Here is a 26,199-nt window from a genome sequence, read left to right on the forward strand (position 1 = left end):
CCGGGATTACTCAAGCCTGATCTTCGGGCCACCGGACATTCCTGGACCGACGGGGACGGCGATCTCCCCGACGGCGTCCGGGGCATCCGGGGCGGTGGCGCGGACCCGGACCCAGTAATAACCCCCTGCCGCGCCGTTCATGTCAAGGAACGTCTCCTGCGCATACTCTCCCGCTGAAAGCGGCGGGAGGGTGCCGGAGAGTGTCCATGTCTGGCGGTCGTCGGTGGAATAGGAGATGCGCTGGGTGGCAGCGGCACTCCCGTTGTAGCCAAGATCCCATTGGACGTGCAGTGTGTCTGCACCGCCCGATTCGGTCCGGAGATTTTCCAGATCGAGTGCGGCGGCGCCAAGACCGGCATTGTTCAGGTCGGCTACGGCCGTGACATAGGTGTCAGGGAGTGCAAGCGTATCGGAACCGTTGTTGAACGAAAGAAGCGAACCGGGGCCGAAGAGGTTGATGTTGCCGCTGCATCCGACTTTCAGCGTATAGGATGCGGTCCAGACCTGGTTGAGGTGAACGGTCCCGATATCAAACTGCAGCGTCCGGTCATCGGCCCAGTCCGCAGACTGGTCCACGGTATGGGGCGCCTCGATCTCGACAGTCACCGATTCTCCCTCCATCCAGCTCCTCAGGAGCGTTGAACGTCCATCGATCGGGACATAGTCCAGCACACCGGCGCCATCGACGATCGCATCATTGACCGAGACGCGGGAGAGCGAAACGGTCATCGAGGCGTCAACGCCGGCGATATCCTTCAGTTCACCGGCGATACGAGCATAGATTTCCGAGAGAGCTGCGGCGTCCGGGGCATGTTCATGGAAACCCCCGGTGGATTCGGCACATACGCTCATGGTGTCATAGGTGGTGTCACCGGCAGCGATGCCGTCGCCAAAGGAGATGCAGTAGATCCTGACCCCGTGCGAGGCAGCATAGGAGGCGAGGTTCTGGTCGGGAAGAGAGGTGAAATCATAGAGCGGTGAACTCGCGGCACCCCCACAGTAGCCATACCACCGATAGCAGTCGTCGTCGGTTCCTGTGTCATTGTAGACGGCGTCGGATGCATTACCGCGTGCAAGCGGGTCGCCGAAATAATTGTACTGGCCATCAGAGAGCAGAATCACTGCACGAACGGCGTCCGGGTTCTCGTTCGGGTGGAGAACGAGATCGTCGATGGCGTTCTTCAGGGCCAGGCGCGTCGGCGTCCACCCTCCGGGCGAGAGGCCCTCGATGGCGTCGCAGACCCCTGCATACTCAGAGGAGAGCGAGACCGCCACCGGGGCCGAGGTGGTGAAGTAGGGAACGACACCGATCCTGTCCTGATTACTGTTCATCTGACACACAAATGCCAGAGCAGCGTTTTTTGCGGCATCCATCTTTGTGCTGGCAGGAAGGATGGGATCATTCATGCTCCCCGAACGGTCGATCGCCAGCACCACATCGATCGGGTCGGACTGGAGCGCCCATCCGTCACCCCGCAGCGTGACGGTCACATCCACCGTATCGTTCACCCGTACCGTTTCAGGGTCGACCGAGGTGACAACGCTCAGATAGGGATAGTTCATCCAGTTCATGTCGATCTCCCGGTTCACCCCCTCCCAGACAGCCCGGACGGTGCAGGTGGCCACGGATGCCGGATCATATCCGGCATCCCCTGGACCGGGAAAGGCACCGGGCACGAACCGGACTGATGCATACCCGTCCGCATCGGTCAGCGCCGACGAACCGGAGAGGGCGGGCGCCACCGTCATGGCGCTCCCCACCGGATCGGTGATCGAAAAATCGACCCTCTGCCCGGCCACCGGATTGCCCTTCTCGTCGATAACCTTCGCCCGGACCTCAGAGTGGGCGCCGGGGTTCACCTCCAGAGCCGGCATGCACTGGGGACTCGCCGAGAGGATCATATCGACGGGGTCACGGTTTGTGAACTGCAGGGGCACGGTAAGGGAGACCGAGGCATTGTCCACTGCCGCCACAACCAGGTCCACCGTTCCGGCCGTTTGCTTGGGGCCATAGGTCAGCGTCACCGTGCCGTCTGAGTTGGAGGCGAGTGTCTGTTCTTCGCCGGGAAGGGCAGAAATGCGGATGTCACGGCCGCATGACGGGTTCCCGAACCGGTCGCAGAGCCTGAAAGTGATGGAGATCGCGCTGATTCCATCTGCCGGCACAGAGGAATCAGGGGTGACAGAGGCCGATATGGAGGCGGGGACACCGTTGCCGATCCCGTAGACGATACAATATCGGGAGAGCACCGGCGCGGGCGGCATGATCAGGACGATGTTCTCGCCGACAACCGGATCGGTGCGGAGGACGGCGGTCACCCGACCGTCTGCGCCGATCGGCAGGAGGACATCGTCCAGACAGGATCCACCGTCACAGATTCCGGCCTCCCCTGAGGGGGAACCGGTGAAAAAGTGGATATATTCCGTCTCGCGTTCCGGGTCAACGGTGTTGCCAAAGCGGTCGGTGATCTGCAGGGTGATTTCCGTCGTCCCCCCAGCAGTCACCTCGCTCTCATACGCCTGGACCGACATCCGGCAGGGTGCTGCGTGGTCGATCCTCTGGACGCATTCGGCCTGGAAGACCCGGGCATCGTCGTCCATGCTAACGCTCGCCGTGATCACCGCCTCCCCGCTGCACGTGCCCTGCCTGAAGAGCACCACTGCCGTCCCGTCGGACCGGGTTTTTTGTTCGCGCGGGCTGAAGGAGCTGGTGCCGTCGTCACAGGAAAACCGGACATTCACCCCCTTCAGCGGGGCGCCGCCGCTGTCGGTGACCGTCGCCGTGACCCTCCCATAGTCGCTGCTCCCTGCCGTCAACCACTCCTGATCGGTCGATACCGAGACGACCGGCGTATCCGCGGCCATCGCCACCGGCACCATGATCAGGAGACCTATCACTATCATCAGGATAGATCGCGTAATCTCCACGCCCCCCAGAGGAGGGATAGATACAAGCAACACATATAAATATTTCGGCATCGGCAAAGGAGAAATCAACCATATTTCAATTTATTTCGACATAAAAACGCATATTTTCGGCGCCATTCAGAGAACAGGAGGAAATCCATCTGACAGAATCGATATTTACACATCCATACACCCCCGGAATACAGGGAGGGCAGAATAATGACATCAGACGATACGATGAAGTGTCCATCACACACGAGCCCTGAGATTCAACTATACGGGATGAAGGTTTTTTCATCTCATCGGGGTTGTGCATCCCTTTTCATTGTATCCAAACACCGGTGAGAAGAAGTTCAACCCACCATTCCCCGTAAAAAAGAGGTTTAGAGGGATTCTCGGATGAAACTCATAAAAAGTGCGGAGCGGCGGATGTAAACACTACAGGGGGCGACCCACCCCTGCCCCCTATTCGATCTTGATCTTCGGCGTGTCTGCAAGTCCAACACAGATCGAGGTATCGGTCTCGGCGATCGCGTCCGGGGCATCCGGCGCCGTTGCATGCACCCGGATCCAGTAATACCCTTCCAGAAGCCCCCTTACATCCAGTGTGCCGCCCTGCGTCGTGTTCCCGGGCGGGACCGGCGAGAGGGTGTCAAACCGGGTCCAGGTGTGGCGGTCGTCGGTGGAGTAGTAGAGACGCTGGGTCGCACTGGCGTTGCCCGTATAGTTCAGGTTCCACGTCAACTGCAGGAGATCGCCGATCGGTCCGGTTCCATCCCGGCAGAGGTTCCAGACCTCGAGGGTCGAGGCATTCAGACCGGTGTTGTTCAGGTCGGGTACGGCGGTGATGAAGGTGTCGGGCAGGGCGAGGAGATCGCTGCCCTCGTTGAAGGCAATCACCGATCCCGCCCCGAAAATATTGATATTCCCGTCTTTGAGCGCCTGCAGGGTGAACCGCGCCGTCCATGTCTGGTTCAGGCGGATCGTCCCGAGATCGAAGGCAAGGTTGCGGTGCGCCTGCCAGTAGGTGGTGTTGTCGCAGGTCGTCGGCGGGATGACCACATATGCCGGCGTGGTGTTGTCGATATGGCTCTCGATGAGGGTTGATTCGTTCTGGACGAAGAGGTATTCAAGCACCGGATCGGCGACGGTGTTCGGCACCGTTACATTGTTCACCTCCAGGGTATCGAAGCGGAGGTCCATCGTGGTGTTCACGCCGGCGTCGGTCTTGAGTTCGCCGGCGATCGCCTGATAGATCTGTTCTAACTCTTCCTGATTGCCTGCCCAGGTATAGGCCGCACCCGTGGATTCGGAGAGGATCGTGAGGGCATTTTCGACATTGGGATCCAGACCGGTTACAAAACCGATGGTGTAGACCTGGACTCGTTCAAAAGGATACCCACTGTTGGCATAGACCGACATGTTCTGGTTGGTGTGCTGGCCGTCAGTGCATACTGAGCCCGTGATTGTGCTATAGTAGGGATATCTCCTGTACCAGGACGTTTCTACATTTTTGGTCCCTCTGGGTTCCGGGATGTCATAGTACCACTCATATTTTTCGTTACTGAAATCATATGTGCCAATATAACCGCTCCAGGGATATCCAGCGAATGTTTCAGGATATGTTGGATGGTAGCTTGAGAGATAGGGGTCATCGTCCGGATAGCCCGGTCCAACAGCGAGAGGAGAACCATGAAGGTTCCAGTCACCATCAGACATCAGGATAACAGCCTTTACCGCATCACTCCTCCCTGTCGTCTTGAGGATTTTAATGGCATCATAAAATGCCCGTCTCATATTCGTCCCGCCGGAAGGGCTCAACGCATTGATTGCCGAAACAATATCCTCTCTGTTGTCTGTCAGTCCCTGGTCGATATATGCACCCCATGAAAAAGAGACGAGCCCGATTCTATCCTTTTCAAGATCCATCTGGTCCACAAAATCGATTGCAGCGGCCTTAGCAGCAGTAATACGGTTCGGACTGATGTCGGTGCCTCCCATGCTCCCGGAACGGTCGATCACCAGCACCACATCGATCGGATCGGGCTGGAGCGCCCATCCGTCGCCCCGCACTGTGACATTCACGTTCACGGTGCCGTTCACCTCCACGGTCTCCGGGTCGACCGAGGTAAACACGCTCAGATAGGGATAGTTCTTCCAGGTCATCTCGAGGCGGCGCTCCACCCCACTCCAGGTCGCTACCACCGTGCAGGTGCCGGTGGCCATTGGATCGTAGTCCGGGTCATCGGGATCGGTGATGAAACTCCCGGGGACAAAGGGGACAATGGCGTAGCCGCAGGAATCAGTGAGGGCGCTCCCGCTCGGGAGGTTTGGGGCGCCGTCGGCGGCGTCTCCGCCGTCGATCTCTGCAAGGGCAAAGGTGACTGTCTCGCCGGCGACCGCGTTGCCCTTCTCGTCCATGACCTTGGCCCTGATATCGGCGGTGAACGCCGGTTCGACCTCATGACTGGCCATTGTCTGCGGACTGGCGGAGAGGATCATGTCGGTCGCTGCCCGGCTAATGAACTCGACGACCTCCGAACAGGTGACCGAGGCATCGTCCACGGCAGTCGCCGTGAGGGTGACGGTTCCGGTGGACTCCTTGGGGCCGTAGGTGATCATGGCCTGACCATTGGAGTTGGTGGTGATGGTCCGATCCTCACCCGGCAGGGCAGTGATCCGGATGTCACGCCCTCCCGAGGGGTTGCCATAGGTGTCCCTCAGGGTGTAGGTGATAGAGAACTTCGATCTGCCGTCAGCTGGCACCCAGGGGTTCGGGGTGCCGTCCGGGCTGATCGAACAGGCGATCTCCGCCGGCAGGGCGCACCCCTCACCATAGATGACGATATATCTATCCCCGACATAGCCCGGAAAATCGATGTACACGATATTTTCACCGGTCCGATAATCACTCCTCAAGAGGATACTCAGATAGCCGGATTCATTTACCGGCACAATGATATCCTCGACATAGGTGGAACCATCGATGAAACCGGCATTTCCCTCCGGGGAACCGACAGAGAAGTGGACCGTTTCAGCCGTCCGGAGGGAGTCGATCGGGTTTCTATAAAAGTCCCACATCCTGAGCGTGATCGCAGTCGTCGATCCGACCGGTACCTCATTCTCATAGTCGAGATAGACGAGCCAGAACGGGGTGGCGTGATCGATCCGCTGGATGCAGGAGGCGCTCACCTCTTCCGGGTCGCCACCTCCGGCACTCACCGTTGCGGTGATCACCGCCGATCCGCTCCTGTAACCGGGACGGAAATTGACCGATGCAATCCCCCCGGCATTGGTTTTTCGTGTATCCCGATTGAATGACCCCATTCCATCTTCAACCGAGAACTCCACAGAGATGCCTTTGACCGGGTCCCCTCCGGCATCGAGGACTGTCGCCGTTATGGTACTGTCAGATCCACCGGCAACAAGCCATTCGGTATCTGACTCAACATTCAGCACAATGTCGGCTGCCGATGCCGCCTGGAGCAGCAGGAGGGTGCCAACCACGAGTAGGCTACATCGTAGGAATGTCATGGGGGGTCACAGCGATCTCCCCTTGAGATCGCAATAATATATATACATTATTATAATATTTATCTGAAAAATAATTGATTTCTTTTTTTCCTTTGGACTTCTGAACCGACTCGAAAAAAGAGCACGCCCCTCAGCATGGACCAAAAAGAGGCACATGGCGGGCAGACCCGGAATATCCCCTTATTCAATCAGGATCTTCGGCTTATCGGCAGGACCGACACAGATCGCCGCATCAGTCTCAGCGATCGCATCCGGGGCGTCCGGTGCGATGGCACGGACCCGGATCCAGTAATTCCCTTCAGCAAGTTCCCTGACATCCAGTTCATCGCTCTGTGTCACATTTCCTGGCGGGACCGGCGAGAGGGTGTCAAACCAGATCCATGTGTGGCGGTCGTCGTTGGAATAGTAGAGGCGCTGGGTTACGTTCTGGGTGCCCGTATAGTTCAGATTCCATGCAAACTGCAAGAAGCCCGAGATCGTGCCATTGCCCTGCCGGCAGAGGTCCCAGACATCGAGGGTCGAGGCGTCCATGCCGGTGTTGTTCAGATCAGGCACGACCGTGACGAAGGTGGGGGGGAGGGGGAGAATATCAGCACCCTCATTGAAGGCGATTATCGACCCTGCCCCGAAAATATTGATATTTCCATTTTTGAACGCCTGAAGACTGAATTTCGCCGTCCAGACCTGATCCAGACGGACCGTCCCGAGATCGAAGGCAAGACTGCGGTGTGCCTCCCAGTATGTGGTGTTGTCACAGGTCGTTGGCGGGATGATCACATACGATGGCGTGGTGTTGTCGATATGACTCTCGATGAGCGTCGATTCATCCTGGACGAAACGGTATTCAAGCACCGGATCTGCGGCGGCGTTCGGGACCGTGAGGTTGTTCATCTGGAGGGTGTCGAAGCAGAGATCCATCGTGGTGTCCACACCTGCATCGGTCTTGAGTTCGCCGGAGATCCGGACATAGATCTCCTCCAGGGTTTCGGCATCGGGAGCATGCTCATGGAACCCTCCGGTCGACTCTGCAAGGATCGTCATGGTGTCATAGGTATTGTCCCCCTCAGCAATGCCATCGCCAAAAGAGATGCAGTAGATCCGGATCCCGTTCGCATGTGCATAACCGGCGAGATTCTGATCCGTGAGGGTGGTGAAATCATAGGGCGGTGAGGTAGAGGCACCGCTGCAGAAGCCGAATTCCCGGTAATTCAGGTTAGATTCCCCATCTCTGAGATACACATCCTCCGAACCCTCACCGCGCCCGAGTGGATCACCGAAATAGTTATACGCGCCATCCGATAGCAGGACAACGGCGCGAACCGCATCGGCTTCTGGATTGGGGTTCATGATCAGGTCCTCGATCGCATTTTTCAGGGCCAGTCGCGTCGGGGTATATCCATCCGGCGAAAGGGCGTCGATGACAGTGCGAACCCTCGCATGATCATTTGATAGGGACACGGCTACGGGCGCCGAGGCGGTGGAGTAGGGCACTACGCCAACTCTATCCCTGCTATCGTCCATCTCCCCCAGAAAGGTCAGCGCCGCAGTCTTTGCGGCCTCCATCTTTGTTCCTGCAGGCTGGACCTCATCATCCATGCTGCCCGAACTATCGATGGCCAGCACCACATCGATCGGATCGGGCTGGAGCGCCCATCCGTCGCCCAGCACCGTGACGTTCACCCTCACAGTATCGTTCACCTCGGCGATCTCGGGATCGATCGACGCAATGACACTCAGATAGGGATAGTTCTTCCAGGTCATATCGACGCGGCTTTCCATTCCATTCCAGGTCGCCAGCACCGTGCAGGTACCGGTGGCCATGGGGTCGTAATCCGGATCTGAGGGTTCCAGGATGAACCCGCCAGGGACGAAGGAGACGGCAGCATACCCCCCCGAATCGGTGACAGCACTCTCGCTCAGGAGGGCAGGAGCACCGTCGGCCGCATCCCCACCATCGATCTCTTCAATGGTAAAGGCGACCTCCTCACCGCTGACCGGGTTGCCCATTTCGTCCACGACCCTGGCCCGGATAGTGGCAGTGAAGCCCGGATTGACCTCATGACTGGCCATCGTCTGTGGACTGGCCGTAAGCACCATATTCGACGGCGCCCGGTTGATGAACTCAACGATCTCCGAAGAGGCGACCGTGGCGTTGTCAACCGCCGTTGCCGTGAGGGTGACCGTGCCGGGCGATTCCTTGGGCCCATAGGTGATCATGGCCAGACCATCGGAGTTCGTGGTGATGGTGCGTTCTTCACCCGGCAGGGCGGTGATCCGGACGTCACGCCCGCCGGCGGGGTTGCCGTAACGGTCCGTCAGGGTATAGGTGATCGAGAACTGCGATAACCCATCGGCAGGCACCCGGGGATTCGGGGTGCCGTCCGGAGTGACCGAACAGGATATGCTGGCAGGAACACCGTTGCCAATCCCATAGACAGTGAAATAGCAGTCGCTCATCGGCGAGGGAAGATCTGCCAGAATGATATTTTCACCGACCTGAGGGTCGGTCCGAAGGCGGGTGGTGACCTGACCGCTCCCGTCCACCGGCACCACAATGTCGCTGATATAACCCTCGCCGTCATAAAAACCCGCCATGCCGTCTGATGAACCCACGGAGAATCCGACCGTTTCTGTCGACCTGTCAGAATCGATCGGATTACCGTCGATGTCCGTCATCGCCAGCACAATCAGGGTCTCCGACCCGGCGGTGATCTCACTATCATACTCGCAGGTGGAGAGGATACGGGGATCACCATGGTCGATCTGCTGGACGAAGGAGGCGGTCACCAGCGTATCGTCGTCATCATCATCATCGTCGTTTCCCAGGGTTGCGGTGATCACCGCCGGTCCACTCCGGGTCAGTGAGTGGAAATTGACCTTTGCTTTGCCGTTGTTATCGGTCTTTTTTATTTCAGGGCTCAATATCCCCATATCATCTTCAACTGAGAAGGAGACGTCGATCCCTCTGATCGGATCGCCCTCGCCATCGAGGACTGTCGCCGTAATAAAGCACTGCTCCAGAGCATCAACAACAAGCCATTCGGTGTCCGATTCGATCGTCATAACGATACCGGTTCCTGAAACCACCGGAAACAGGATGAGAGCACCGAATAATACTATAATGCTACACCGCGGGGATACCATGGGGGGTCACAGCAATCACTCCATGAAATCACAATAATATATAAATATTATTATTAATTTTGTACAAGAATATTTCGATATAAAATTTTTTTATCAGACATCAGGGACCAGACAGGCAGCCAAATGCCCACATACTAAAAAATAGGGAATACTGGAGAGAATAGAGGGCCGATGCCCAATATCCCCTACGAAATTCGGATTTTCGGGGTTTCTGTAAGTCCGACGCGGATTGCCGCATCGGTCTCGGCGATCGCATCACGGGCGTCCGGTGCGGTGGCGCGGACGCGGATCCAGTAATACCCCTCGGACAGGGCCCTGAGGTCCAGTGCACCGCTCTGCGTCACGTTTCCTGCAGATACGGCGGTGAGGGTGTCAAACCGCGTCCAGGTGTGGCGATCGTCGGTAGAGTAGTAGAGGCGCTGGGTCACACTCTCGTTGCCCGTATAATTCAGGTTCCACCCGAAGTGCAGGAAGTCCCCGACCGGTCCGCTCCCCTCCCGGCAGAGGTTCCAGACGTCAAGCCCCGATGAGTTGAGGCCGCTGTTGTTCAGGTCGGGCACAGCGGTCACGAAGGTGTCAGGAAGCGGCAGAGATACCGCTCCGCCATTGAAGGTGATCGCCGAACCCGGCCCAAAGATATTGATGTTGCCTTCTTTGAGCACCTGCAGGCTGAAGCGGGCCGTCCAGGTCTGGTTCAGATAGACGGTGCCGACATCGAATGCAAGCCCCCTCCCGGCATTCCATTCTGTGGTGTTGTCATAGGTGGCGAGCGGAAGGATGTCAAAGTGCCCGCTCTCATTCTCGATCCAGCTCCCGATCAGGGTGGACGAGCCCGGAAGGTAGAGATAGTCGAGCACCGGATCGGCGGCGGTGTTGGGGACGGTGAGGTTGTTGACCTGCACATGATCGAAGCGCAGGTCCATCAGGGTGTCCACACCGGCCTCGGTCTTCAGTTCGCCGGCGATCTCAGAGTAAATCGCCGCAAGATCGTCCCCGCCCGGGGCCTCGTAATAAATCCCCCCAGTGGACTCGGCCAGCGTCCTGAGCGTTGCCTTTCCGGAATACGAAATATCCTCGGCAAAGGCGATCGAGTAGATGACGATGCCGTTGTTCTGCGCATAGACCGCCATGTTCTGTTCCGCCGGACTCAGGTCGCCGTAATAGTCATAGGTGCTGATGGCCAGGGGGTCACCGCCGGTGTTCCAGTCACCGTCCGAGAGCAGGATCACCGCCTGCACATCACTCGTGCCACTGTCGATCAGTTCGGTGATGGCAGTATACAGGGCGGGGCGCATGGGCGTTCCCCAGTAGGGCACCAGGGTGTCGATGGAGGAGGCGACGGCGGCATGGTCATAGCTCAGGCCATGGTCCAGGGTGGCATATCCGGCATAGACCTTCCCGTTGTCCGGATAGTGGTCGGAGATATACCGGTAATCGTCGTCCCTCGTGTAATCCCGCCCTGCCCAGTACTTGTAGCCATAATCATAGATGTCCGCCTTACCGTTGACCCCGAAGGAGACGAGACCGATCCGGTCCCTGAGGGGGTTCATATTCTCGACAAACACCTTCGCCGCATCCTTTGTCGAAACCATCCGGTCGGGATAGTCCTTGAGCATGCTCCCCGATCGGTCGATGGCGAGCACCACATCGATCGGGTCGGGCTGCAGGGCCCATCCGTCGCCCCGCAGCGTGACGTTCACGGCAATGGTGTCGTTCACCTCCACGGTCTCGGGATCGACCGAGGTCAGCACCGAGAGGAAGGGGTAGTTCTTCCAGGAGAGGGGAATGGAACGGCTGGTATTCCCCCAGGTGGCGCGCACGCTGCAGGTGGCCGACGCACTGGCATTGTAGCCCTCCTGGGAGGGGAGCGGGAAGGAACCGGGCACGAAGGTTACGGAGGCATACCCGTCTCCATCGGTTGTGGCGCCGGTCTGGAGGAGCACGGGCGACGTACCTGCGTCGTTGCCCTGGAAATCGATCGCTTCAATCGCAAACGCCACCGTCTCGCCGGACACCGGGTTGCCCTTCTCATCGAGCACCTTTGCACGGATCGAGGAGACGGCATCCGGGTTTGCATCCAGACTCGGCATCGTCTGGGGGTTTGCCGAGAGGATCATCTCCACGGGTTCGGTGTTGGTGAACCGGACCAGGGCAGAGCAGGTGACCGAGTCGTTGTCTGCAGCCGTCGCCGTGAGGGTGACCGTGCCGGTGGTGTCCTTCGGGCCATAGGTGATCATGATCCGCCCGTCCGAGTTGGTGGTGACGGTCCGGTCCTCACCCGGCAGGGCAGTGAGATGCACGGAACGGTTGCCGGCAGGATTCCCGTAGCCGTCCTCCAGGACATAGAGAACGGAAAATTTGCTGATGCCGTCAGCAGGAAGCCATGGTTCGGGCGAACCGTCCGGGCTGATGGTGCAGGAGATCGTGGCCGGAACCCCATCGGCGATACCGTAGACCGTGACGTAGGTGTCAGGCACCGGGTTCGGGAAGTCGACATATATGATATTCTCTCCAGCAATCCGGTCGGCCTTCAGGGTGGTGCGGATGTAACCATCCATGCCCACCGGGAGGGCGACCTCATCGGTATAGAGGCCGGTGGAGGGATCGGCGATGCCGCCATCGCCAGACGGTGACCCGACGGTGAACCGGGCCGTCTCGGTCTGATAGCGGGCATCGATCAGGTTACCATAGCGGTCCTGCATGGCCAGACTGAGGGCGGTCACCGAGTCCACGGTGACCTCACTCTGATATTCCCTGATTTTCAGCGAATAGGGCGTTGCATGATCGATCGACTGTTCGCAGGAGGCGGCATGGACCTGTGTCTCTTCACCTTCTCCAAGGGTAGCGGTTGCCGTGATCACTGCCGTCCCGCTCTGTGTTCCCGGCACAAACGCTACCGTCGCTCTTCCTTCCCTGTCGGTGTCCACCGTGGCGCCACTCAACGTTCCCATGCCTGGTTCGCACGAGAAGGTGACCGTCACAGCGGGGGCTGGCACGCCCCCATCGGTGACAGTGGCGGTGATATGCGATCCCGCGGGAGCACCGGCGACACACCATTCGGTGTCGGTTGTTACTGTAATCTCATAGGGTTCCGCTGCCGCAACCTGGACAAGGACCAGGAGGCAGATCAGGAGGAAACCCGTGCGTGCTGTCGACATCATCAACCCCTCACACTACGCGTAAACAAAAATCCAATATTTAAAGATTTCATTTTTTTAATAACGTTTTATGCGGCCCTATTTGCAATTATAAACCATATAGGCAAATTTTATCAAAAAATGCAAGATAAAGGCGGAAGATTAAATCATAATCAATATATATGAAAGATTACCGAAAATGCCAGAATAAGAAGGTTCCCCCCGGAGCCAGAGAGACCCGGCACACCTCAAGAGCATAGACAGGGGGAAAACAACGAACAAAAGAGAAGAATCACCGGCACCGGAGGAAAAAGAACCAACAGAAGGGCCCCACCCCCCTCCGGGGTTGTGGTCCCTCCTGCCGCCTACAGTATCCGCATCACGAGTTTGTTGCCGCTGTTGACGAGGACCAGGTAGTCTGCCGTCCTCCAGGCCTCGGCACCGCCGTCGATCGCCTCCCTGGCGCGAACACGGATTTTATACCATCCATTGTTTCCGCTCGTGCTGAAATCTGCCGAATAGACGCCGTCGACACCCTCATATACGGCAGGAATATCGGGGACCGGGATCCAGACGTTGTCCCAGACGATATTGTCCGGGCTGTACTGGTAGGAGAGGTGCTGTGTGACACTCTCCGGGTTCGCCCCCTCATATGCCAGACCCCATTCGACCTCGATGCTGCCGGTCTCGTTGTTGCCGGTCGGGGTGAGATAGGTCACATCAAAGGCGGTGGTGTTGAAGGCCCCGACATCGTCAGGGTCGACAACGCTGATGGAAAGCGGAGGGAGAACCTGTTCGTAGTCATTCCCTTCACCATCGGAGAGGCTGATGACCGAGTTTTCGTCGGTGAAAAGACCGATGGACCCGGCACTGGAGAAATTCAGGCGGACGGTGGCGGTCCAGACCTGATTGTATTCGATCGTCCCGATGCCAAAGGAGAGCACCCGGTCGTCGGCCCAGTCGCCTGTGTCATCGACGGTACCACTGTAGAGGTCGTCACCGGTTGCAGAGGTGTTTGTTATCCAGGTCGAAACACCCTCCACATACTCATAGGAGAGCACGCCGGCGCTGGAGACGCTCTCGCCATCGACGGTGACATCAGCCAGACTGGCGTCCAGGGCAGTGTTGAAGACCGACGCCACCCTCAGGTCATCCTTGATATCCTCTAAAAATCCCTCAAGATCCGACTCAAAGTCCTCGTTTTCAACGTAGCAGTATTCCCCATCAGTCTGATCCGCAAGCGTAGAGAGATCTCTCCCAATCTTACCATTGACGTTTCCATTATGCGTGTCGATGAGCAGGACATAGATCCTCACATCGTTATCAGAGGCATAATTCGCAAGGTTCTGCCAGCGACCCCCGGAACCCCACATATGTCCGTTGCCCCTCCCATCGTCCGGAAATATATAATAATCCTCTTTTTCATATGTGCCATCCGGACCGAGAGGGTTACCATACAGAGTGCCAAACTTCCCGCCCCCGCCATTGTTCCAGAAGTCGTCCAGAAGAACAACCACGGCACGCGCATCATCAGCACTCCCATTGTCGACGATCTCGGTGATTGATTTATACAGCGCCAACCTCAGTTCGTCACCGCTATGTTTGCCCTGCCCCTTTGAAAGACTCGAATAGGGGATGAGGCATTGAACAGAATCATTGAAAGAGCCATACGAAGTACTGAGTGGTAAATCCAGTGTCACTTCTTCGTCAAAGCGAACCGTCCCGCTTTTTGTATAGTGTGTTGTAATGTAGGCTTCAGCGCCACTCCCACCACCAGGATCATAGCCAATCTCATTATACACACTCTTAGTGTTTCCTGAATTCATCTCGCGGAGATCTGCCATTAGTCCAGCCGGAGTTTCCTCACCATACGACACCAGTCCGAGACTGTCCACGTCCTCATCCATCAATCCGGCAAAATACATCGAGGCGTTCATGGCGATGACCATCGGGTCGGGATAGCCGCGCAGCATCGTGGGGGTGCGGCTGATGCACATCATCACATCGGCCGGAGGGGGGGCGAACTCCCACCCATCGCCCCGGATCGAGATCGTCACATCCGCCGTATTGTTGACGACGAGTGTCTCGGGTTCTGCAGAGACCGAAACCGAGACGGAGGGGTAGTTTCGCCAGGCAAGGTCCAGGCTCCGGGTGACCGGGGTGCCATTCAGCGTCGCTGTCGCCGTCAGCGTGCACGTGCCGGTCGAGGGATCGCTCGAGGAAAATTCACCGGGGATGAAGGTGGCGGTCGCCACACCTCCGGACGTGGTGACGGTGGCGAGATTAAGCGAGGGGGCAGTGCCTCCCCCCCTTTCCTCATCGGTGATCGAGAAGGTCACCTCCACCTCCTCATCGGGAGGGGTGCCGCCCTCTGTGGTGATGCGGGCGGTGACCGCGGCCGTCGATGAGGAATCGACGTCCAGACTCTTCATATTCAGGAGGGAGGCGGTCAGCGCCATATTCACCGGGGCGGTCGAGGTGAAGGAGACGGTATCGGAGGTCGTGACCGATCCGTTTCCGACCGCCGTCGCCGTGAGCACCACATCCACCGGCGTCACCTTCGGGCCATAACGGACGAGCGCACTGCCAAATCTGTTGGTCGCAACCGTCGCTGTCTCGCCCAGGCTGGAGGCAATCCGCACATCGGCGCCAGAGCAGGGGTTTCCGTATGTATCGAGGAGAGAGTATGCAATCAGCACTGTGTCTTCACCGTTTGCCGGGCAGGAGGCGGAGGCATAGGCACTTGTGATGGAAACCGGCGTCCCGTTCGCCACGCCCTCGATCGTCATATAGACATCGGCGACGGTGCCGGGGGCGTCGAGAAATACGATGTTCTCACCGGCGGTCGTGTCCAGGCGGAGGGTGGCCGCGGCCTGACCGGCGCTGTCGAGGGGGAGGGTGATCGCATCACCCGTACCGCCGTCAGTCACGAATGCCGCGGCATTGCCCGGCGAACCCACCGAGAGGTTGACCGTCTCGACATCAAGGGCGTCATCGATCGGGTTGCCCCAGCAATCCTCGATACCGACAGTGATCGTCACATCAGACCCCACCGTCGCTCCCTCGGGAAACTCGAGAAGCGTGATCGCATAGGGGTCGTCATGGTCGATGTGCACGACCACGCTACCGGTGACCGGCACATCCTGCCCGTCCCAGATTGCCGAGGCGGTGATCTCAACCGGACCCGCAACGGTGGACGGATGGAAGGTCGCCGTCGCAGTGCCATGGGCATTTGTCACCGGGTGCGCCGGCGTGATCGTGCCGCAGGAGGGATCACAGGAGAGATCGACGGCGGCGGCGTTCACCCCGGCACCACCATCGGCGACCAGGACATGCAACGAAACGGACCCCCCATCGCCGGCAACGCTCCAGAGGGGATCGGCCGATATCGTGACCTCAGGGCTATCGGACGCAGTCGCCGCCTGACAGAAAAAAAGGACCAGGACAAAGGCTGCAAGAACACTATGCATTTTCATGACTACTCCCCTCTCAGTTACATGAAACATAATTGAGTTATAATATATATAGATTCCTATTTTTTCAGAAATCTGAAAAAAAGATTTTTAGCATAAAATATGATTTTTTCTGCCAATAATCCCGAATACAGTAAGAAAAAGATTAAAAGGGCAGCAGGACAGGCGCCTCAGAAGCTCCGCCGACCCGGCTTTTTGCGGCGGAGGGTCAGGCCCTTCGCCTTCCCGAGGACGACCGGGACGACGATCACTGCCACCACCAGCACACCGGCGACCGCCCCCAGGATCCAGAGGGGGATCCCGTCCGCATCCAGGGTCATCATCAGGGACTCGCCCGACGACCCGACGGCGATCTGGCGGTCCAGATATGCCGTGCGATACCCCTCGTGCGAGGCCGAGATATTATAGACACCGGGTGTGAGCGAGAGGGCGATGCTGCCGTCCACTGCCGTTGAACCCTTCACGACACCGTCCACCGCCACCGCCGCACCCTGCAGGGGACGGTGCTCACTGTCCTCGGCCAGCACCGAGACCGGCACCGGTATAGGGGCAAGTTCAGCGACAATGTCGCTTTTCTGGTCAAACGAGGTGCATGTCCCCTGCCAGGAGGCGTAGCCGTCGGCGCTCACCCCGATCGCATGACTGCCCGCCACAACCGAACCAAGACTGAACCGCCCGTATGCATCGGTCGTGCCGGCGACAGAACCATCGACCGTCACCGTCGCTCCCTCGATCGGCTTTTTCTCTGTATCGAAGACCGAGATGAAGAGCGGATAGGTGGACTTCGAGAGGAATACATCGGTGACGACCGAGTCCTCTGCGATATACACCTCCTGCGCGTATTCCCGGTACGACGGATGGGTCACGCCAACAAGGTAGGAACGCCCCAGATCAAGGACCGTTGCCAGCGTCCCCTCAGATCCGGTCGTTCCCCGCACCGTCCCCCCAACTGTGATCGTGGCATTGGCGATTGGATCACTGGTCTGGGCGTCGAGCACCCTGAAGGCGAACCGACCGGTCGGGTAGAGCCAGAACTGCACCGTTCTGGCCTCACCGTCCATCTCGAGATCGCGCGTGATGCCCTCATAGTCATCGGCCTCGATCTCGACCACATACTCTCCTTCCGCATCCACATCGAATGATGCCAGCCCGAGGGAGTTCGTCCGCCCGGATTCGACGACACTGCCCCCCCCTGCCAGGATCTCGATCCATGCACCGCTGATCGGTTCGATAGAGTCGGCGTCGTAGACCACCACCTCCAGGTCCACTGTATCTGGTTCAAGCAGCACCGTGACCGAGGTGTCGTCCTCATCGATCGTATCTGACCAGTCCTCGTAGCCTGACCTGACCACCCGGAGGGAGAACCGGGAATCATAGGTGTGGTAGAAGTAAAACTCGCCATACGAGTCGGTGATCCCCTCATAGGCACCGTCGACATAGATCGAAGCACCCTGGACATAGGCGTTGTCATCGCCGTCCCGGACGGTGATCGTCAGGCCGAGCGCCTGCACCGCCCCGACCAGGAGCATCATGGCGATGAGAACGAACAGCAGCGCAAACCGCGGTTTATTCCCCATACGAACCTCCGCCGCCCCAGTGCCGACCGGGCAGGCGATCAAGGAGCATTCCTTCAACAACAATCGGCATCAACCGTCTCCCCTCCTCCAGCGCCTTCTGGAGACGCCACTGCCGGTCGGCATACACCGTGAATATCGGTTCGCCGGCCTCGACCTGCGTCCCCTTCTTTGCATGGATGAAGATACCCGCACCGGCGTCCTGCGGCGCACCCGCCGCACGGGCGATCGAGATCAGGGCGCGGTTGTTCAGCTCGATCACATAACCGTTCCCCGGCGCCTTCACCACATAAGAAAATTGACCGGGGAGGATATCCGCGGCCTTCACATCCGGGTCCCCCCCCTGGACCTCGATGATCTGCCGCATCTTCTCATACGCCCTGCCCGACTCCAGGATCTCGCCGGCCACCCGGTAGCCCTCCCCCGGTGCCGCCTTGCCCGACATCTCAAGGATGATGCCTGCAATCGAGAGACTCTTCTGGATGAGCGAGTTGGGTTCGTTCGCCCCCTCAAGGACAGAGAGCGCCTCGCGCACCTCGAGGCGCGGCCCGATGGTATGCCCCACCAGGGACTCGCCATAGGTGAGGGCGCACTCCACCCGCATCCCCAGGCGTTCGCCGAGTTCGATGAACTCCCGCGCCAGCTTGCGCCCCTCTTCGATCGTGGGCACCTTGGTGTGCTCGCCGACCGGGATATCGATCGCCACCACGTTCGCCCCCACGGCGAACTTCTTTGCCATCACCGAGGCGAGCATCTGTCCCCTCGCGTCGATCTTGAAGGGATACTCGATGGTGATGAAGCGGTCGTCGGCAGGCGCGATGTTCGTTGCCCCGCCCCAGACGATGACGGCGCCCACCCGCTCGGTCATCTGCTGCACCTCGGCGGCGGAGAACTCCACCGGCGCCAGCACCTCCATCAGGTCCGCCGTTCCCCCCGCCCCGGTGATCGCCCGCGAACTGGTCTTGGGGATCTTCAACCCGGCGGCGGCGACGATCGGTACGATCAGGAGCGTGATCTTATTGCCCGGTACACCACCGATCGAGTGCTTGTCGACGATCGGATAGGAGGGAAAATGGAGACGTTCGCCGGTATCGACCATCGCACGCGTGAGGTATTCGACCTCGTCCATATCAAGGGGGTTGATGTAGGTGGAGATGATATAGGCAGTGAGTTCGCTCGGCGAGAGCACATCTGCAACGACGTCCTTGATGATCGCATAGGTCTCGTCCTTGGTGAGACGCCCGCCATCCATTTTCTTCTTGATATAATCAAGGGTCGTCGGTCGATCGGCCGCCCGGACCTCCACTTCCGCCGCCTCGAGCACATCGATCTGCACCTGTGTCGGACGGTAGACACCGATCACGCCCGGGTCAATGAGCGAGGCGGTGGTATCGACAAAGGCAGATATCGATTCACCGGTGACCCGGTTTTTCACTTCAACCCGGTCGCCGCCCCTGACACTGATCTCCCTCGCATCGGCTGAATGGAGGAGGACACCGCGGTGCTCGATGTCGATCAGCCTCGTTGTGAGTTTCATGGATAGTGATACTCCTCTTTACTCCTATGAAAAATTCGCGTTTTTCTTCTGCCACCTATTTGATGCTCAATGCCCTTAAGGGACCCGCAAGGTATGGGTGAAAGGCCAGAACACCCCGAACAACAGAGACGAACGGGAGGCGGGCAGAAGGATGGGCAAGAAAAGACAGACGGATAGCGTTCGAAAAAAAGGGGGGTTTAGTTCCTGCGCATAACCAGGACTGCAACTGCACCGAGGCCGATCAGGGAGATCAGCGCACCGAAGCCGGGCTGAGTGACCGGGGTGGTGGCGGCAGTGGTCACCGGGGCGGTGGTCACCGGAGCGGTGGTCACCGGGGCGGTGGTCACCGGAGCGGTGGTGGTTGCCGGGGCCTCGAGCACGTTGAAGGTGGCGCTCTGGGTCACATCGGCATCCACGGACTCGACGGTAACCGAGTACTGGTCAGCCTTGAAGTTGGATGCATCGACGTCGAAGGACCACGTGTTGTAGTCAGTGCCCTCAGCGACGGTCACCGTGCCGGACGCACCGGAGAAGGAGGTTGCCTCATCCTTGGAGGTCGGCTGGAAGGACGCGGAGGTCACGTCGACGGTCAGGTCATCGCCGACGGCCAGGTTGGTGGTGCCGGAGATGGTGAACTTGTCGCCAACTGCCTTGTCGCCGATGGAGTCGATCCTGATCCAGGCCTCTTCGAGGTTGAAGGAGACCTTGCGGTAGGTGTCGTCACAGTTCGGCGAGTTGATCATGTCGACGAGAGCGGTTGCGCCCTCAGAGGCGGACAGACCACCGAGGTCAACGACGGTAAGAGACCAGTCGTTGGAGATGGTGAAGACGGTGGTCGAGCCCGGGGCGACGGCGAAGACGTTGAAGACGCCGTCGGTCATCGGGTGCTGGACGACCACGTAGTACTGGCCGGTAGCCAGGTTCTGGGTGTCCGCACGCTCGAGAGTGTACTCGAAGGTGCCGTCGTCCTCAACAGAGGCGGTCGCACCGAGCAGGCGGTAGTTCTTGCCGAAGATCCAGATCTGGACCTGGTCGGGCTTGCCCTCGGCAACGCCGGTGAGCTTCAGCTTGTCGCCCTTTGCAACGACTGCACCGATGTCATCGAGCGAGAGGTACGGGGACTTCAGAACGACCGAGAAGGTCTGGTACTTCACGCCGGAGAGGTGGGACTTGTCAACGTTGACACCGTTGCTGTCAACGTTGTTGGAGGCAGCGTAGACGGTGTAGGTACCCGCGTCAAGGACGGAGCCGGTGTTTGCAAGGGCGGCGGTGTCCCAGCGGTATTCCCAGGTGTCGTCGGACTCGACAGCACGCTGGACGTAGTTGCCGCCAGAGGCGGGCTTGGTAACGTCGTTAAGCTGCACACCGTTGCCGTCACCGAGGTTCGGGCCGGTCATGAAGAGGTAGACGTTGTCGGAGTCGGTGTTGGTACCGGAGAGCTTGACCTCCTCACCGAGGTAGTAGGAACCTGCGCCCTCGGCGGTGATGGTGACCTCACCCTCCTCAATCTTGACCTTCACCTCATCGTACTTGGAGGCGTCGGACGGGTCGACGACCTTGATCGTGAAGGTCTTGTCGTCGGTCTGGGAGGTGGTTGCGAACTCAATGGAGCGCTTGCCGCCTGCGTCGGTAGCGACGACAGCAGCGGTGGAGGCGACGTAGACACCGGCAACAGTTGCACGCTCACCGTTGGCGAGGGTGTCTGCGGCGGGGTCAACAGCGCCTGCAAAGGCAACGTTGGTGATGGTCACGGACGGCTGACCCGGCTTGATGGTCGGGTACTGGGCCGCTGCAACGCTGGCGTCCTTGATGTAGAGGTAGTAGTTCGTCTTGGAGTCACCGGTGACGGTCACGACGAACGGGTTGTTCCTGACGACGTTCTCCTTGTTGGACTCGATGGCGATCTCCTTGGAGGCGACAGTGAAGCTCACCGAGTTGGAGTTGGTTGCGTAGTCAGAGAAGCCGCCCGGAGTCTGCCACTTCGCCTGAGCGGAGTAGGTGCCTGCCTCGAGCTGGCTGATGTCGATGTTCCGGATGTAGGTCCTCGGAGCGTTCAGAGCGTGGTTTGTGAAGGACTGGAGAACACCTAACCTGTCGGGGATCTCAGTGAGGACACCACCGCCGGGGGTCTTGAGCTCGACCTTCACGGTTGCGGTCGTGAGATAGGTACCGACCTCGGTCGCATCGAACTGGAAGGCAATGGGCGTGTTCTTGGTCACGGTCTTGCCGGCGATGGACGAGGTGATGTCGTTCTCGAGAACCGCACCAAAGACAACCGTCGGGTCACGGATATAAACCTTGTTCAACGTGTTCTGCACGAGGAAGTAGGTACCGTAGTTACCCTGCAGGTCGATCGCGGTCAGATCGAGGCTAGCCGCGTTGGCGATCGGGATCGAGAAGATCTGACCCTTGGCCGGATCGTCGTCGGTGTACTTTGCGAGCTGGTTGCCGTTCGCCGCGAAGGCAGTAAGGTCAAGACCAGACTCATAGTCAAAGATGGTGTCTCCATTGACGACTGCACGGGCAGCGGCCGGCATGACAAATGCGGCGGCGGCTACGAGCAGCACGGCGGCGACAACCATCATTCTGGATGTACTCTTCATTCAATTCCTCCTTTAACGTAAACGTGGTGAGCAGACAAACCTCTTCGACAGGTGTCGAAATCGGATTCACCATGCCCAATACTCCGATTGCCGGAATATACGACATTATTAGTGTAACACTTAATATATCCTTTGTGGTTGCGCGCCCGCTAAGGCGGCGTTCCAGCCACAGAGCAGAGAGATAATCCATAATTGAGAGCACATTCAAGAGATAACCCGTATCATCACACAATTTTCTGGCGGACACGGCAGCATCCACCCCTGCCCCCCGGAAAAAGTCACAACAATCAAGTCTCCAGCCCCGCCATCTGATCACCATGAGAGTGATCCGGGCCCCCACGCTGGCGAGGGCGCATGAACTGGTGGTGAAGATGATCCTGGAGAAGGGATATGTACTCGACACCGAGGAGGGGGAGGCGACGGTGGAGTTCGAGGAGACGGCGATCACCGTCGAAAACCCCTTTGCCGAACCGATGGGAAGCGACCGCTCCCGCTTCGGCACACGCTTCCTCCGGTCCTATGCCGACGCCCTCCTCCATGGTTCGGAGGCGATCTTCGAGTACGACTACCACGGCAGACTCTATGACTGGGGCCAGGGCCTCGGGATGGAGGGCACCGAGGTCCACGCCGACCAGGTCGCATACATCAAACAGAAGCTGGCCGCCTCCCCGGAGAGTCGGCGCGCCGTCGCTGTCACCTGGAACCCGCCGGTGGACGAGAGCCTCCGGGACTGCCCCTGCCTCCAGCTCGTCCAGTGTGTCGTGCGGGACGGGGCGCTCGCCATGAAGGTGGTCTTCAGGAGCAACGATATGCTCAGCGCCGCCGGCGCCAACATGTATGCACTGGCCCATCTCCAGAAGGAGGTCGCCGACAGTCTCGGTCTCCCCTGCGGCCCGTACACCCACATCTCCCTGGTGCCACATATCTACTATATCAGGGATGCCGCCGACATCCCCCCGTTCTGCAAAGAAGGCTCTGAAATCCGGCCAATACCTGAAGTATGCCGGGCCTGCGGGCGCTGCCCCCGATCTCAGGGAGACTGACACCAATCCGTCAGCCTTTTAAGCCCGAAGAGCGAACAGAATAAGGCACACAGCCCGGTAGTGTAGCGGTCAATCATGGGGGACTCTGGATCCCCCGACAGCAGTTCGAATCTGCTCCGGGCTATATCTTCTTTTCCGACAGACTGATGCCAGAAGCCTGCGCCATTCTTCTCCATGAAGCGAGGCTACCGCATCGGCGCCGGTGTCCGGTCCGACGACGAACGCACCTTCCCGGTGCTTGCCCGGATGTATGAGGTCGGGACGATCGACCATGTCCAGGTGCAGGTGATCCCCGAACCCGCACCCCTCTTCCACCGCCACATCGAGAGAATCGCCGATGCCGGGATCACCATCGTCATCCACGCCCCGCACCATGCCCACGGCGTCAACCCCTGCGCTCCGTCTGCCTACGACGACCGACCGGCGGCTGAAATCCAGGCATGGACCGAATCGGCCCTCGCAGAGACGTTGGAGGCCGCCGACATCACCACCGCCGACCGGATCGTGCTCCATACCGGCCGTTACCTGCCGGGAGAGCGGGCAGAGGCGGAGACAACCTTCGCCGCCTTCCTGGACAAACACTTCGACCCCCGCTTCATCCTGGAAAACCTGCCGTCGGTCTATGCGGACTATCCCCTCCTCGGAAACACCGCCGAAGAACTCGTCCTACTCGGCGGGGGTCGCATCAGGGGTTACTGCCTCGATTTCCCCCACCTCTACTGCACCGCCAATTATCTCCACCGCCCTTTTGCAGAACTCCTCGCTCCCTTCGCCGATCTTCCGCTCCGCCTCTTTCACCTCTCCAACAGCAGGCGCGGCTCGATCACCGACGAGCACCTCCCCCTCGACCACCCGGACGGGGGACTCGACTTCACCGAGGTCATCCCCTTCATCGCACAGCGACCCGCCATCGACGTCAGCCTGGAGTATAAACAGAACGATCCGGCGGTTTATGACGAGCAGGTACGGGCATTCGACCGCATCTACCATTCAGTGATGGGAACGGCGGAAAAAGAATAGGTATTTTTCAGGCAAGGAATGCGGCGAGCACGCCGGTCAGGAAAACGCCGTCGAAGGTGCCCGCTCCCCCGATGCTCACCATCGGCGCCCCGAGTTCGCCGAGACGGTTGAGATTCAGGAGGTCAGCGCCGATGAGGGTGCCCAGGGTGCCTGAGATATAGGCGATGACCGGTGCGGCGATGATCGAGGCATCGCCCCCGCCGGCAAACAGGGCGAGGACCAGGGCAACGAGGAGGGCCACAAGCGGGGGCACAAAGAAGGGCGTGGCAATGCCGAGTCCGGGCACCGGACGGGCCACGCGGTTGGTGACCAAGGTGACGATCAGCACCCCGACGAGCGACAGGACGAGCACTGTATAGGCCCCCGTGACGATCACCGACTCGGCCAGGAGGTAGAGCGAGATCAGGAGCGGGATGAGGGCGCCGCCCAGGTTGATCGCCACCGTGGTCTCGGCCGCCATCTCGGGAATCTTATACACCCATCCGTAGAAGGGGTTGTAGACCTTCTCCATCCGCACCGGCCCGCTCTTCACCGTCGTCAGCGGGAGGTTCACAAAACTCCCGATGAGGGTAAGAACGATCAGGAGAAGGACCGTCCCCGTCGAAAACCCGAGTTTGGCAAAGGCCCCGCCGATGACGCTCAGGAAGAGGAAGGGGATCAGGATCACCAGGACGACGAAGAGGAACGCCATCATGATGAGGCTGAAGGGGTTGAAGACGCATCTGCCCATGGAGAAAAGAGGGATGAGATGTTATTTCAGGGCTTCGCAGATGATCGCCGCATGATCACGGTGATAGGGCTCGAGCCAGCGCACCTCCCGCACTGACAACCCCCCGGCCTCAAGGACCTCGACCGTCCTGTCCAGCACGTCCTGCGGACTCTGCCTGATATCGACACTGCGCGTCTTGAGCATCAGCACCAGGGTGCCGCCCGGACGCAGGAAAATGGCGTTTTTCAGGGCGATCCCCGCCTGGTCCGGTTGGGCCACGTCCTGATAGACGAGATCGACCTCCTCCACCATGCAGGCATAGTGGTCCGGGCGACCCGCATCGTCCATGATCGGGATGATGTTTTTCCTGCGCCGGCAGACCTCGAGCAGGTCCTGCATCGGGCGCGGGGCGAACTCCACCGCATACACCACCTCCACGTAGTCGGCGACATGGGAGACGGTGGTGCCATTCGCCGCACCCAGGTAGAGCACCCGCATCGAGGAGGTGAGATCGATCTCCCCCCCGAGGAGGAGGAGCGCCGCGCACTTCGAGCGGTAGGGATCCCAGACACGGTAGTCCCCGATCGTCCGCTCGCCGTAGACTCCCCCCTCACCCGGGGATACGAGCACGCCCTGGATCCGGATCATGGATTGCCTCCCGCCGCATCGATGCGCCGCTGCGCCCCCTCAAGGAAGCCGGCATCCGGTTCACCCCGGAAATGATCGATTCTGGCCGCAATGGCGAGTTTGGCCGCAAGCACGCGGGCAACACGTCCCCGCACCTCCTTTGGCGCATTGTGCACCCGGCGGTGCTGGAAGATGATCCCGTGCTTGGGGGAGGGGGCCGCACCGCGGATATGGGAAAAGATGGCGGTACGGGCACCGAGCACCTGGATGGCACCGGCCGGCATGCGGGCCAGGGAGGAGAGGCCGCCCGCCTCGGCCATCAGGCGCGCCGCCACCAGCCCGCCGACCAGGGCGCTCGTATTCGGGAGCACCGCATCGGCCCGACGGGAGACCTCACGGGCAAGACGGGAGCGCATCTCCCCGAGGGCCTCGATCTCCGCCCCGACCCCCCGCAGTCCGGGGGAGGGGCTGCGCCGGATCCGTCCGGTCAGCGCCTTGCCGCCGCGCCGGTACTTGCGGGTGAAGCCGGGATCGATCACCGATTGCCATTCGACGGCGCGTTCGAGGAGGAGGTTGATCACGTGGTCGGCCTCGTCGAGGGTGCGCACCATCTGGAGAAGTTCGACGTCCGGTCCGGCGAGCGCACCGGCCACCGCCCGGCGGGCGCGCTCCATGCAGACCTCCCTGAGCAGGGAGAGATAGGCAGCGCGGTCCGCCGCCACCCCGCAGATCCGCGCCGTCTCCGGGTCTGGTCGCCGGAGCGACGGCCCCATCTCCTCTATCCGCCGCACATACGCTGCCGGATCCTTTCCGGGGGGCGTGCACGTCCCTCCTTCGACATCCCCAAACCAGTAGCGCTCCATCAGAACCCGTGGGCGGGCAGGGACCATT

At 59.6% G+C, this 26,199-nt stretch carries 13 protein-coding genes and 1 tRNA gene; 3 read left to right on the top strand and 11 right to left on the bottom strand.

What is annotated here, in order from left to right; all coding sequences use genetic code 11:
• Positions 1-6: 6 nt before the first annotated feature.
• The 8 genes from CUJ86_RS00580 to CUJ86_RS00615 form a co-directional block, all read right to left on the bottom strand.
• Positions 7-2,904 (bottom strand): Ig-like domain-containing protein, encoded by a 2,898-nt coding sequence (locus CUJ86_RS00580; RefSeq protein ID WP_165394710.1) that lies wholly within the window; start codon positions 2,902-2,904, stop codon positions 7-9.
• A gap of 468 nt (positions 2,905-3,372) precedes the next feature.
• On the bottom strand, positions 3,373-6,441 hold the full coding sequence (locus tag CUJ86_RS00585; RefSeq protein ID WP_130645626.1) for an Ig-like domain-containing protein: 3,069 nt from the start codon (positions 6,439-6,441) through the stop codon (positions 3,373-3,375).
• A 180-nt stretch (positions 6,442-6,621) separates the two neighbouring features.
• On the bottom strand, positions 6,622-9,504 hold the full coding sequence (locus CUJ86_RS00590) for an Ig-like domain-containing protein (protein WP_165394711.1): 2,883 nt from the start codon (positions 9,502-9,504) through the stop codon (positions 6,622-6,624).
• 266 nt (positions 9,505-9,770) lie between these two features.
• Positions 9,771-12,746: an Ig-like domain-containing protein gene (locus CUJ86_RS00595; RefSeq protein WP_130645628.1), complete on the bottom strand. Its 2,976-nt coding sequence runs from the start codon at positions 12,744-12,746 to the stop codon at positions 9,771-9,773.
• A 341-nt stretch (positions 12,747-13,087) separates the two neighbouring features.
• Entirely contained in the window at positions 13,088-16,198 is a 3,111-nt protein-coding gene (locus tag CUJ86_RS00600; protein ID WP_130645629.1) for a hypothetical protein, read from the bottom strand.
• 167 nt (positions 16,199-16,365) lie between these two features.
• The gene (locus CUJ86_RS00605; protein ID WP_130645630.1) at positions 16,366-17,772 is read right to left on the bottom strand and encodes a carboxypeptidase regulatory-like domain-containing protein; all 1,407 of its coding nucleotides are present in this window, start codon (positions 17,770-17,772) and stop codon (positions 16,366-16,368) included.
• Positions 17,762-19,306, bottom strand: coding sequence for an AMP phosphorylase (locus CUJ86_RS00610; RefSeq protein ID WP_130645631.1), 1,545 nt, complete (start codon positions 19,304-19,306; stop codon positions 17,762-17,764). Before CUJ86_RS00610 ends, CUJ86_RS00605 begins: the two co-directional genes overlap by 11 nt.
• Positions 19,307-19,503: 197 nt before the next feature.
• Positions 19,504-21,909, bottom strand: a complete 2,406-nt coding sequence (locus CUJ86_RS00615; RefSeq protein ID WP_130645632.1) for an MEMAR_RS02690 family S-layer glycoprotein — start codon at positions 21,907-21,909, stop codon at positions 19,504-19,506.
• A 317-nt stretch (positions 21,910-22,226) separates the two neighbouring features.
• On the opposite strand from CUJ86_RS00615, the gene CUJ86_RS00620 reads away from it, so the two are divergent.
• The 3 genes from CUJ86_RS00620 to CUJ86_RS00630 all read left to right on the top strand — a co-directional run bounded on the left by CUJ86_RS00620 (position 22,227) and on the right by CUJ86_RS00630 (position 23,972).
• Positions 22,227-22,952: a thymidylate synthase gene (locus CUJ86_RS00620; protein ID WP_130645633.1), complete on the top strand. Its 726-nt coding sequence runs from the start codon at positions 22,227-22,229 to the stop codon at positions 22,950-22,952.
• Between the two features lie 51 nt (positions 22,953-23,003).
• Positions 23,004-23,076: transfer RNA gene (locus CUJ86_RS00625), tRNA-Gln, on the top strand.
• Positions 23,077-23,126: 50 nt separating this feature from the next.
• Entirely contained in the window at positions 23,127-23,972 is an 846-nt protein-coding gene (locus CUJ86_RS00630) for a TIM barrel protein (RefSeq protein ID WP_130645634.1), read from the top strand.
• A gap of 7 nt (positions 23,973-23,979) precedes the next feature.
• On the opposite strand, the gene CUJ86_RS00635 is transcribed toward CUJ86_RS00630, so the two are convergent.
• The 3 genes from CUJ86_RS00635 to CUJ86_RS00645 are packed head-to-tail and all read right to left on the bottom strand — an operon-like array spanning position 23,980 to position 26,171.
• Complete coding sequence (locus CUJ86_RS00635; RefSeq protein WP_130645635.1) at positions 23,980-24,702, bottom strand: DUF1614 domain-containing protein; 723 nt, start codon at positions 24,700-24,702, stop codon at positions 23,980-23,982.
• A 21-nt stretch (positions 24,703-24,723) separates the two neighbouring features.
• The gene (locus tag CUJ86_RS00640) at positions 24,724-25,329 is read right to left on the bottom strand and encodes a fibrillarin-like rRNA/tRNA 2'-O-methyltransferase (RefSeq protein WP_130645636.1); all 606 of its coding nucleotides are present in this window, start codon (positions 25,327-25,329) and stop codon (positions 24,724-24,726) included.
• On the bottom strand, positions 25,326-26,171 hold the full coding sequence (locus tag CUJ86_RS00645; RefSeq protein ID WP_130645637.1) for an NOP5/NOP56 family protein: 846 nt from the start codon (positions 26,169-26,171) through the stop codon (positions 25,326-25,328). The genes CUJ86_RS00640 and CUJ86_RS00645 overlap by 4 nt, the downstream gene beginning before the upstream one ends.
• Positions 26,172-26,199 lie beyond the last annotated feature (28 nt).

Source organism: Methanofollis fontis (assembly GCF_004297185.1).
Classification (GTDB): Archaea; Halobacteriota; Methanomicrobia; order Methanomicrobiales; family Methanofollaceae; genus Methanofollis; species Methanofollis fontis.